General features: G+C 37.0%; 12 protein-coding genes. 6 read left to right on the forward strand and 6 right to left on the reverse strand.

Translation table 11 applies throughout. The features are described from left to right. The first annotated feature begins 45 nt into the window (after positions 1-45). A complete protein-coding gene (locus ACIR310F_RS24785; protein ID WP_155963650.1) occupies positions 46-441 on the forward strand; it encodes a hypothetical protein in 396 nt (131 codons plus the stop codon). A 52-nt stretch (positions 442-493) separates the two neighbouring features. Here ACIR310F_RS24785 and ACIR310F_RS0106660 read toward each other — a convergent pair whose 3' ends face one another. The 4 genes from ACIR310F_RS0106660 to ACIR310F_RS27285 form a co-directional block, all read right to left on the reverse strand. Next, positions 494-1,681 (reverse strand): DUF3086 domain-containing protein, encoded by a 1,188-nt coding sequence (locus ACIR310F_RS0106660; RefSeq protein ID WP_028083139.1) that lies wholly within the window; start codon positions 1,679-1,681, stop codon positions 494-496. 129 nt (positions 1,682-1,810) lie between these two features. Continuing rightward, positions 1,811-2,200, reverse strand: a complete 390-nt coding sequence (locus tag ACIR310F_RS0106665) for a DUF3119 family protein (protein ID WP_028083140.1) — start codon at positions 2,198-2,200, stop codon at positions 1,811-1,813. A gap of 58 nt (positions 2,201-2,258) precedes the next feature. Next, the gene (locus ACIR310F_RS0106670; RefSeq protein WP_028083141.1) at positions 2,259-3,023 is read right to left on the reverse strand and encodes an MlaE family lipid ABC transporter permease subunit; all 765 of its coding nucleotides are present in this window, start codon (positions 3,021-3,023) and stop codon (positions 2,259-2,261) included. Positions 3,024-3,131: 108 nt separating this feature from the next. Then, positions 3,132-3,260 (reverse strand): hypothetical protein, encoded by a 129-nt coding sequence (locus ACIR310F_RS27285; protein ID WP_255501572.1) that lies wholly within the window; start codon positions 3,258-3,260, stop codon positions 3,132-3,134. 450 nt (positions 3,261-3,710) lie between these two features. On the opposite strand from ACIR310F_RS27285, the gene ACIR310F_RS24115 reads away from it, so the two are divergent. From ACIR310F_RS24115 to ACIR310F_RS0106690, 4 genes are all read left to right on the forward strand, one after another. Further along, positions 3,711-3,995: a hypothetical protein gene (locus ACIR310F_RS24115; protein WP_071604797.1), complete on the forward strand. Its 285-nt coding sequence runs from the start codon at positions 3,711-3,713 to the stop codon at positions 3,993-3,995. A gap of 433 nt (positions 3,996-4,428) precedes the next feature. Further along, positions 4,429-5,250, forward strand: a complete 822-nt coding sequence (sppA, locus tag ACIR310F_RS0106680) for a signal peptide peptidase SppA (RefSeq protein WP_028083142.1) — start codon at positions 4,429-4,431, stop codon at positions 5,248-5,250. A gap of 59 nt (positions 5,251-5,309) precedes the next feature. After that, positions 5,310-5,723 (forward strand): chorismate mutase, encoded by a 414-nt coding sequence (gene aroH, locus ACIR310F_RS0106685; RefSeq protein ID WP_028083143.1) that lies wholly within the window; start codon positions 5,310-5,312, stop codon positions 5,721-5,723. A gap of 40 nt (positions 5,724-5,763) precedes the next feature. After that, a complete protein-coding gene (locus ACIR310F_RS0106690) occupies positions 5,764-6,051 on the forward strand; it encodes a hypothetical protein (protein ID WP_028083144.1) in 288 nt (95 codons plus the stop codon). 415 nt (positions 6,052-6,466) lie between these two features. Here ACIR310F_RS0106690 and ACIR310F_RS0106695 read toward each other — a convergent pair whose 3' ends face one another. Beyond that, positions 6,467-7,693, reverse strand: a complete 1,227-nt coding sequence (locus ACIR310F_RS0106695; RefSeq protein WP_028083145.1) for a tetratricopeptide repeat protein — start codon at positions 7,691-7,693, stop codon at positions 6,467-6,469. A gap of 150 nt (positions 7,694-7,843) precedes the next feature. On the opposite strand from ACIR310F_RS0106695, the gene ACIR310F_RS0106700 reads away from it, so the two are divergent. Next, positions 7,844-8,626 (forward strand): phosphate ABC transporter ATP-binding protein, encoded by a 783-nt coding sequence (locus ACIR310F_RS0106700; protein WP_028083146.1) that lies wholly within the window; start codon positions 7,844-7,846, stop codon positions 8,624-8,626. A gap of 354 nt (positions 8,627-8,980) precedes the next feature. On the opposite strand, the gene ACIR310F_RS0106705 is transcribed toward ACIR310F_RS0106700, so the two are convergent. Beyond that, the gene (locus ACIR310F_RS0106705) at positions 8,981-9,547 is read right to left on the reverse strand and encodes an NUDIX hydrolase (protein ID WP_028083147.1); all 567 of its coding nucleotides are present in this window, start codon (positions 9,545-9,547) and stop codon (positions 8,981-8,983) included. Positions 9,548-9,736 lie beyond the last annotated feature (189 nt).

Consider the following 9,736-nt stretch of genomic DNA (forward strand, 5'->3'; position numbering starts at 1 on the left):
TCGTTGTCAGTTGTCCGTTGTCCGTTGTTCGTTGTCCGTTGTGAGTTGTCAGTTGTCCGTTGTCAGTTGTCCGTTGTCCGTTGTCCGTTGTCCGTTGTCCGTTGTCAGTTGTCCGTTGTCCGTTGTTCGTTGTCAGTTGTGAGTTGTGAGTTGTCAGTTGTCAGTTGTCAGTTGTCAGTTGTCAGTTGTCAGTTGTCAGTTGTCCGTTGTCCGTTGTCAGTTGTCAGTTGTCAGTTGTCAGTTGTCAGTTGTCAGTTGTCAGTTGTCCGTTGTCCGTTGTCAGTTACTATACAATTTTATGACAGGCTACAAAGAATTATAAAATCTATTAATTCATCCATATTTATTTGCGTTTATCTACGGTCAATAGTTATTAAAATCTTATTCTATAACTGCAATATGAAACGCAATTTAGAATCGCCAGAGTTAGTATTAATTTAGACCGTTCAAACAACCACTGACAACTGACAACTGACAACTGACCAATAACTAACTAAAAATCATCATCAAAATCCCTATCTTTCATAGTTTTCGGGTCAGGAGCAAAAGCCAACCACAAAGGAAATTGTAGCAAACCTAGACTAATTTGTTCCTCAGAATCATCAATAATAATTAAAGGCATTTCATTGGCTGTAACTAATCTATCAGCTTTCTGAGCCAAAGCAGTCGGCGCTTCAAATAATACCACACCTCTATCCGGTCCAAAATCAGAACGACCAATACCCAAACAATCTTGTAAACCGCGTCGCCATTCGCCTAAGCGTTCCGGTGTGTTAGCTAAAATCAAAGTTCGTAAGCGATCGCCATATAGTTCATGTAATATGGAAATTGCCGAAGAAGCAATTAAAATATTTTGTAAGCGGCTACCCATTGTCCGCAAAGCGCCTCGTCCCCCCAGAGTAAACAGCCAATTTGAGAGTTTTTCCGCGTGAATTGGTTCAAAAGTGCGGCGTAACTGCCAAGGTGGTCCATAATAGTCTGGTTGGTTGCGATATTGGTCAAGTAAGCGGCGGATTTTTTTCGTAGTATCCTGAAACTGCTGTTGTCCCAGTTGTGGGACTTCTAACTTTTCCTTAACTGATTTTACTTCCTTGGGTACCGGCTTTTCCCGTTCCTTCGCAGGTGGCAAAAGCTGCATTTGTTCCGCAGCTGCTGCCAAATCCTGTAAACTACCTGTAAGATAGTCCTTAAAACCCTGTACCCGAATTGCTATATCTTGAGATGTACCAGCAAAACTAGTTCGCATTTCATTGCGAATTCGTTCTTGACGACGTTCTAATTGTTCTACAGAAATTTGTAAAGCTTGTTTGCGTTGTTCTAACTGTGATAAAGATTCTTGAACAACCTGGGAAAGTGCGGTTTCAGTTACACTTATTTGCGTCTGAAGAGTTTTATATGTAAGTTCCAATTGCTCAATTTCCGCTTTTAAGTCAGATTTAACTTGCTGCAATTGGTTTACTTGTGCCGTCGCTTGTGTATTTAATAAATTTAAGTTTTCCTTTGTTAATGTTTTTGGGTCAATAGTATCTGAATTAAAAGCAATTTCCGGTTTTGATACTTGAGCTTCTAATTCTAAATCAGTAGTTAGGCTTGCTGGTGGTTCATTTTCAGGAGGTTGAACTGCTATTTGTTCTAACCACTCGTCTATTGGCTCTGGAGTTTGGGATTCTTCTATACTCATAAATAATCATCTAAATTTTCAGTCTTAGTAAATTGAAACATATAATTCCATCAAAAAATTATTACCTTTGCGTCTTTGCTCCTTTGCGCCTTGGCGCGAAACAAAATTAATATAATTAAATTGATTAATCTAATCAATTCGTGGACAACGTTGTTCCAAGCAAGATTTTAAGGTTTTAGGGTCAAATAAAATTGGTAAAAAGTGAATACTGTTAATTTCCTTAAAATATAACAAAATAGGTACAGGATGCCAAAATATCCGCCAATTTTGCCATTCTTGGTAAGGAAAACGACGAATTAACTTTTCTCCTCTATACAGATCGAAATCAGTAGCAGTAAATTTAAACTTGAGTGTTACAGCTTGCAACATCAAAAACAAACCCAATAGCGTTAATATAGCTCCTATCCAGGGTTGTATTAACAGCATAGGAATAGCACCAATGACCAAAACAACAGGAATATTGTAACTTGGTTGTAATTCTACCGTGGAAATGACGTTAGGCGTGAATGAACTGGTCAAAATCTGTTCTCCTTTATATAATTGACATTAACTGTTGATTAATTCTGTTCCCTGCAAATTATGCTGAACCCTGAAACATCATCCAAGAGAGAAAGAAGTTACTAATAAATATAACTAATAAAGCGGTGACAACAGCAGTTGTAGTTGATTGTCCCACACCTTTAGCGCCTCCAGTGGTTGTTAGACCCCAACTACAGCCGATAATAGCAATTAAGACCCCAAAACAAGAGGCTTTAATCATAGCCTTGCCAATATCCCACATATCGAGAAAGTCACGGGCTGAGTCTAGGAATACCGTATCTGACAGGTTATAAATACGGGTAGCTATTAACAAACCTCCAGACATTCCTGTCACCAAGGATAACAAAGTTAAAATAGGCAGCATAATGAAGCAAGCCAAAAGACGGGGAATGACGAGATAATCAATAGGATCTGTTTTTAACATTAACAGCGCGTCTATTTGTTCTGTAACTTTCATAGTTCCAATCTCAGCCGCAAAAGCCGAACCCACTCGTCCTGCTAAAATTACTGCTGTTAATACCGGAGTCAGTTCCCTAGTCAATGCTACCGCTAAAACCCCACCAACAAGGTTTCCCGCGCCAAAATTAATAAACTCCCTTGCGACTTGAATTGTAAATACAGCACCCACAAATATAGCCGTTAACAAAGCAATAAAGAAAGAATCTGGACCAACTATTGCTAATTGTTCTAGGGTATTGCGACGGTGAATTTTGCCTTGGAGGAGGTGAACCAAGACTTGTCCACCTAGAAAAATCGCGGCCAGCAATCGCTGACTCCATGATTCTAAACTGGATTTAGTCATATATATCTAAAATAGTAAATGCTGATATAGTGTAACGCAGTATTGTCAAGGATTCTGTGCGTTACGGATTTTATTAATCACGCACCGGTACAAAAAAGCTAACTAATGCTAACAATAGTCAGTTTTTTCTTCCTGCTTCATTCTAGAAGTGTCGGCACTATCTAGTCCACAGGCTAACACGGTCAACCTGACCGCTTCTTTTTCTAAATTAATCGCAGCATAGTAGAGATGTTCCATGGAACGTCTCTACAAGGGTTTGAAACTGGTTTTGGTTTGGTTTTGGTTTTGGTTTGGTTTTGGTTTCAGGTAACTTGTAGTACGTAAGTCATGAGATTATTAACTTAGTTTACAGCTTTTCTCATAAAATTAAGCAGGTTTTTAGAGAGTTTTTACTGCCAGTAAACTGCACACTGGGACGTATTTCCTTGTGATTTCAGGGTTTTACAGATTTTCAACATCAAAAAATAGCTAATGCACTGGAGATAACTATCACCCGTGTAATTTAATGAAAACTTAAGATTCTTGACGAAATGAAGATTTAGGAGCGATCGCCAGTATTCTAGAAAGTAGCGGATAAAATTGTGGGCTTTGCTCCTTTGCGACTCTGTGGGAAACATAATTCATGCAGTGATTATGCAACGCCAATTTTCGCCGCTTACTCCAGTTACACACTAACCTGGTCTGACAATGAACTTTTTCCGTTCCCTGGTCTTAACCACCGTTTTTAGTTTTATTGCCCCCATATTCCTATTTGGTGGCATACTTTTGGTTCTATCAATTTTTAGTTACATTCCTGGGCTACAGGGAATGATTTCCGATATCTCAGTGCAAATTATACATTTTCTGGATACTTTTGGTAGTGGTAGTTCCCTCAACGGTCTCTTGATAATTGGTTTAACTTGTGGTTTTGTCGGAGCGTTGTTTGATACTTACGTTTATTATCGTTCTCAAATTCTCCGTACTGACTCCTAAAACTCAAAAACGCATCGAGTTAAGTCTAATTAGGTCTGAAAATGACACAATCACAAAATCAGTAATATGACTGGTGAAATGTGGCTAAATATTGCTATTTTTGTTAAAAGTTATTAGCCTTGTGCCGAGAACTGGTATTTTTCATGTCAATAATATTGACAATTAGCAAATTTTCGTTAAACTTTGCTTTTCGTACCTTTACGATACCAAATAAAACTACACACAAAATCTAAAAATTTCCTTAAGCTTTTCCAGAGTGGTTTATTTGGCGACTTTTATCAGCAATAAAGAGGTAAAAAGAATATTTATTGTTAGTTTTGCCTCCTTGCAATTGTCAATTTTCAATGGTTTGAGTAAGTCAAGCCCGTCAGGTTAAGGCTTTTTGGTTCTATATTAGAGATATTCAGAAGATTAGAAAGTTATTTGATTGCTCATGATTTGGCCATTTAAGCCCAACTTTCGGAAACAAATTGCACGGATTGAAGTTAGCGGTGCGATCGCTGGTGCAACCCGTAGACACGTACTAGAAGCATTAAAAACTGTAGAAGAAAGGAAATTTCCGGCCTTACTCCTACGCATTGATAGTCCTGGAGGTACAGTAGGGGACTCGCAAGAAATCTATAGTGCTTTGAAGAGATTGAGTAAAAAAACCAAAATTGTAGCCAGTTTTGGCAACATTTCCGCCTCTGGTGGCGTTTATATTGGTATGGGTGCAGAACATATTATGGCGAACCCAGGGACGATTACAGGGAGTATTGGCGTAATTTTGCGGGGTAACAACCTGGAGGTATTACTGGAAAAAATTGGTGTTTCCTTTAAAGTGATTAAATCAGGGCCATACAAAGATATATTAGCTTTTGATCGGCAACTAACAGAACCGGAGCAAACTATTTTGCAAGAATTGATTGATTATAGCTATCAACAATTTGTAGAAACAGTAGCCCAGGCGCGTTCACTGTCTGTAGAAAAAGTCAGAAGCTTTGCTGACGGTCGAATTTTCACCGGACAGCAGGCCTTAGAATTAGGTGTGGTGGACCGTTTAGGGACAGAAGAGGATGCAAGACGTTGGACAGCGGAATTAGTAGGACTTGATCCGGAAAAAGCTCTTTGCTATACGCTAGAGGAGCGAAAACCATTATTGAGTCGTGTATTACCGGGAAACCGTCAAGCTAAATCTGTTATTGGTGCGGGAATTGATTGGTTAGAATTTGAAATGTCTACAAATGGTTTACCCATGTGGTTATACCGCCCATAGTAAAGTTAATAGTCAGTGGTCAATTGACAACTGACAAATAAAAAAGGAGGATTTTGGTAGTGAAATGGCAAATGCGAGCAATTCGTGGTGCAACAACTGTTGCAGAAAACAGCATTGAAGCAATTAGAGAGTCAGTGACAGAATTATTAGATGAATTAGAACAAAGAAATAAATTGCAACCGGAGGATATGATTAGTGTGACTTTTTCTGTGACCAAGGATTTAGATGCTATTTTCCCAGCAGCGATCGCTCGCAGTCGGCCTTTGTGGGATAATGTGGCCATGTTAGATGTGCAACAAATGCACGTAGAAGGAAGTTTACCGCGTTGTATTCGCTTTCTCATTCACGCCAATTTACCAGTTTCTCAGCCAATTCACCATATTTATTTACGTCAAGCGGCTAAACTACGACCAGATTGGAGTTTACCCCAAACGTTACAAACTACACAGCACGTCATGGAGACAAAAGTTTAAAATTAGTAGGTCAATAATATTATGTCAAAGTTAGCACTCAATGAGCTATGACGGTGGTGACGCGGCTGCTCAACCTGCTGCTATTGGTGGGAGTATTTTCACCTATCGAGGAACGGGTATATGTATAAAACTAGATACTTTTTTGAATATTCTTGCCAAAGGTGAAGAGCCTCTTGTAATTGTCACAAGTACAGGTTATTTCACAAAAATATATAAATATGTGACAGCGTACAAAGGGTTTGTATTTTTTACAGAGTCCTTGGATAAGTTGGAGTTTGGTAGTAATATTGAGGTGATTTACGCCCAGAATTTAAGTACGGATATTTGAAGTTACAATTACAATTGTTCTAGATTTGATGAATCCAACCATTTAAAAACTGGTTGACAAACTGTTATTACAGCACCCAATAAACCTAAAATATGTGTGAAAAAATCTCAGACAAAACTATCTTAATTATGTCCGCAATTTCTGCAAACTTGGACTATGAATTATGAATTATCAATTGTGAATTAAGCCTTGAGAGCTATTCACCTATAATAATCATCATCAATAAATACATTTTTTTCAGACATAAATACAGTAATTATGTCCTAACTCTTAGATTAAACCACTTGATTATCTAAAATTAATTAGTAAAAATATAAATAAGTCTAACATCTTGTAGGCTCTCTTGGTGACAACTTAACCTTATCCAATGTCCAGAGTCCGCGTGAGCGGACTTTTTTATTTATCCTGATATCCTCTAGATTTTTATCTCAGTTTTTAACCTTTCAATTTGTTTAGTAAAGTATGATTCTTGATATTTAAGTTCTTGGGCTATTTCTAATCCTTTCGCAAATGCTGTTAATGCTTTTGCGTATTCTCGACGTTCTAAATACAAGTTACCAATTTGATCATAAGCCGACATTAAACCATAAAAATTGTTAGCTAATGTTTCGGTTTCGATAAGAATTTGGCTAGTTTCTAAAGCTGCGGTGATTTGTTTTTGGGAACGGTAAAGAGCAATTAATTTATTTAATGCTTCTCCAGCCCTAGTGTACTGTTCTAATTTCCATGCAATAGTATAAGCTTCTTGATAATTATCAAAAGCCTGTTGTCTGAAATTCGGGTTTTCTTTAGCTAGAAATTCGTAATTTGCAGCTATGGCTAATTTCCAAGTTGGAATTTGAGTCAAATTCTGTTCATTAGTAGAAATTTCCACTAATTTATTCAATATATCTATTGCGGCTTGGTGTTGTTTTCCTTGAGTGTAGATATAAGCTAACTGTTGTAAATATGCTAATTCATTAGTTTTATCACCTTGATTAATTGCCAAATTTAACAACCTTTGGTAAACATTAGCAGCTTGATTATAATCAAACCAACTTAAATGTAATTCGCCAATATTTTTTAAAGTTTCTATTTCTGCAAATGAATCTTGTTGCTTTTTTACTAAAGTCAGAATTTGTTCATAAGCTGATATTGCTAATTTATAAAGACGAAGTTTTTGATAAGCATTAGCCAGAGATTTCCATAATTGTAAATCGGTGCTTTTTTGTTTTAGCATATCGCTTTGAATCACTTGCAATCGCTGACTAATATATTGCACCTCTTCCCGTTCATTTTCATTCACAGAAATTTCTCCTACCCGTGATAAAGCTTCCACTTCAGCCAATGGACCTAAAAACCGTCTTAATCTTAATTCACGGTTCCAAATCTCAAAAGCTTTCTTATTATCTTCTCCTTGTAATATCTCCTGTGCTTCTTGATTTAACTCATCTAAATCCGTCTTTAATTTTTGTAATTCTACTGGTGTTAATTCCCGTTTATTTGCTAAATTTGGTAATAGTGGGTCTGGAGTAGTTATTTCCAAAGGACTGGGAGGAAATTTATCCAAATTTTCAAATTTTTTATCCTTTGCTAGGGTACTAAAAATAGACAAATGCCAGAAAATAATAGTAGTAATGATCAAAATAAAACGTTGTAACATGATAAATTTGCCTTTCTTGGATTAATTTAATAGTGGTACTGATGATATAGGCGATCAACAAAGAATACAATTTAGGTTATAATCAAATATAAACTTTTACAAGTATTCTGACTCGGTAACTCCCAAATACTGATTCTTCTTTTTATGAACATGAGTAAAATAATTCCTGCCATTAGTATCAAAAACTTTAGTTTTTACTACGACAAGAAAAAAATTCTTGACAATATATCCATGGATATTCCGCAAAATAAAATCATTGCTATTATTGGACCTAGTGGTTGTGGTAAGTCTACCTTTTTAAAATCTCTGAACCGCATGAATGACCTAGAGGGAGAAGTGAAAACGGAAGGGAGAATAGAATTTTTTGGACAAAATATTTATGAACGACGAATTAATCTTCATCGTCTGCGTCGTCAAATTAGTACAATCTACTCTACACCGAATCTCTTCCCCATTAGCATTTATGATAATATTGCTTATGGTGTAAAATTAACAGGATGGCGACCAAAATCAGAATTAGATGATATTGTTGAGTTAGCTCTGAAAGCTGCCGATATTTGGGAAGAAGTCAAAAATAAGCTACATAAATCTGCTTTAGAACTAGGTTGTGGACAACAACAACGTCTGTGTATTGCTCGTGCTTTAGCCGTCAAACCCCAAGTTATGCTCATGGATGAACTTTGTTGTGGACTTGATACCATGAACACCATGAAAATTCAAGAACTAATTGAGTGTTTGCGTTCTGAACTAACAATTATATTTATCTCTCACAATATGCACCAGGTCTCTCGACTTGCAGATTTTACAGCCCTGTTTGAATATAATGAAAATCATATTGGTCAATTAAGAGAATTTGCACCCACCAAAAAAATCTTGACTCAATATATAGATTATCGAGTCCGTGATTATGTTGGCAGTTATTCAAGATATTAAGTCAATTTTTGAGAAATTTACAGCAGTTCCTAATATTAAAATTTGAAAATTTGCAGATATTAATGATAATGATAAAAATGTTGTGGTGCGGGCATCTTGCCCGCTAAAAGTGTACCTCATAACATCGGGAAGTGCTGTAATGATAAAAATCTTGTGGTGCGGGCAAGATGCCCGCTAAAAGTGTACCTTGGATGGCTACACCACGCGGGCTATCAGATAAAATCCGCTGTAAAATTAAGTTAAGACTTGAAAATTCTCGATTCTATTAGACATCTCCGAAAATTAAATGTGCGTTTCCTAGAACCCTTGTAGAGACGTTCTATGGAACGTCTCTACATTCTTGGTCGGAGATGTCTATTGGATTGTCATCTCAGAAGCTAAAAATGAACGCAACAAGAAAAAACTGGCAATAGATTTAGCATCTACAAATTGTCCTGTCAAAATGGCCGTTTCTAATTCTTGAGGAGTGAGTAATACCGTTTCGATATCTTCATCTTCATCTTTTGCTGGTGGTATTTCCAGCTTTTGCAAATCTCTAGCGATAAAAGCATAGATGACTTCATCAGAATAACCAGGAGCAAGAAAAAACTCCCCTAGTTTATCCCACTGACGAGCATGATAGCCGGTTTCTTCTTCAATTTCCCGTTTAACAGTCTCTAAAGGACTTTCATTGGGTTCTACAGTACCAGCAGGAAACTCTAACAATCTTCCCTGGACTGCAAAGCGATATTGACGCACAAGTACAAGCTTACCATCTGTGGTCATAGGTATAGCCAAAGCACCGCCGGGATGACGAATACATTCCCATTCCCCTTCTGATTTGTTGGGTAAACGCAAACGATTAACTTCAAAGTCAAATTTGCGCCCTTTATAAAACAAGCGCTGCTTCAGCAACTGTGGTAATTCTCTCCCTAATGGCATAGTCAGGTTCTATTATTTGTCAATATAAAGAATTTATACGGGGCTTTTTTTTGTCATCAGTTCTTTTTAGACTAAAAAAATGGTAATTTTTTTACATTCTTACTTTTTGGAAGAGAGTAGGGAGTAATTATGAAAAATGAGAAAGCACCCCGGTTTTTTCAACTGGGGGGCTAAAATTTTGTAGTTCAC

This window comes from Dolichospermum circinale AWQC310F, assembly GCF_000426925.1.
GTDB classification, from domain to species: Bacteria; Cyanobacteriota; Cyanobacteriia; order Cyanobacteriales; family Nostocaceae; genus Dolichospermum; species Dolichospermum circinale.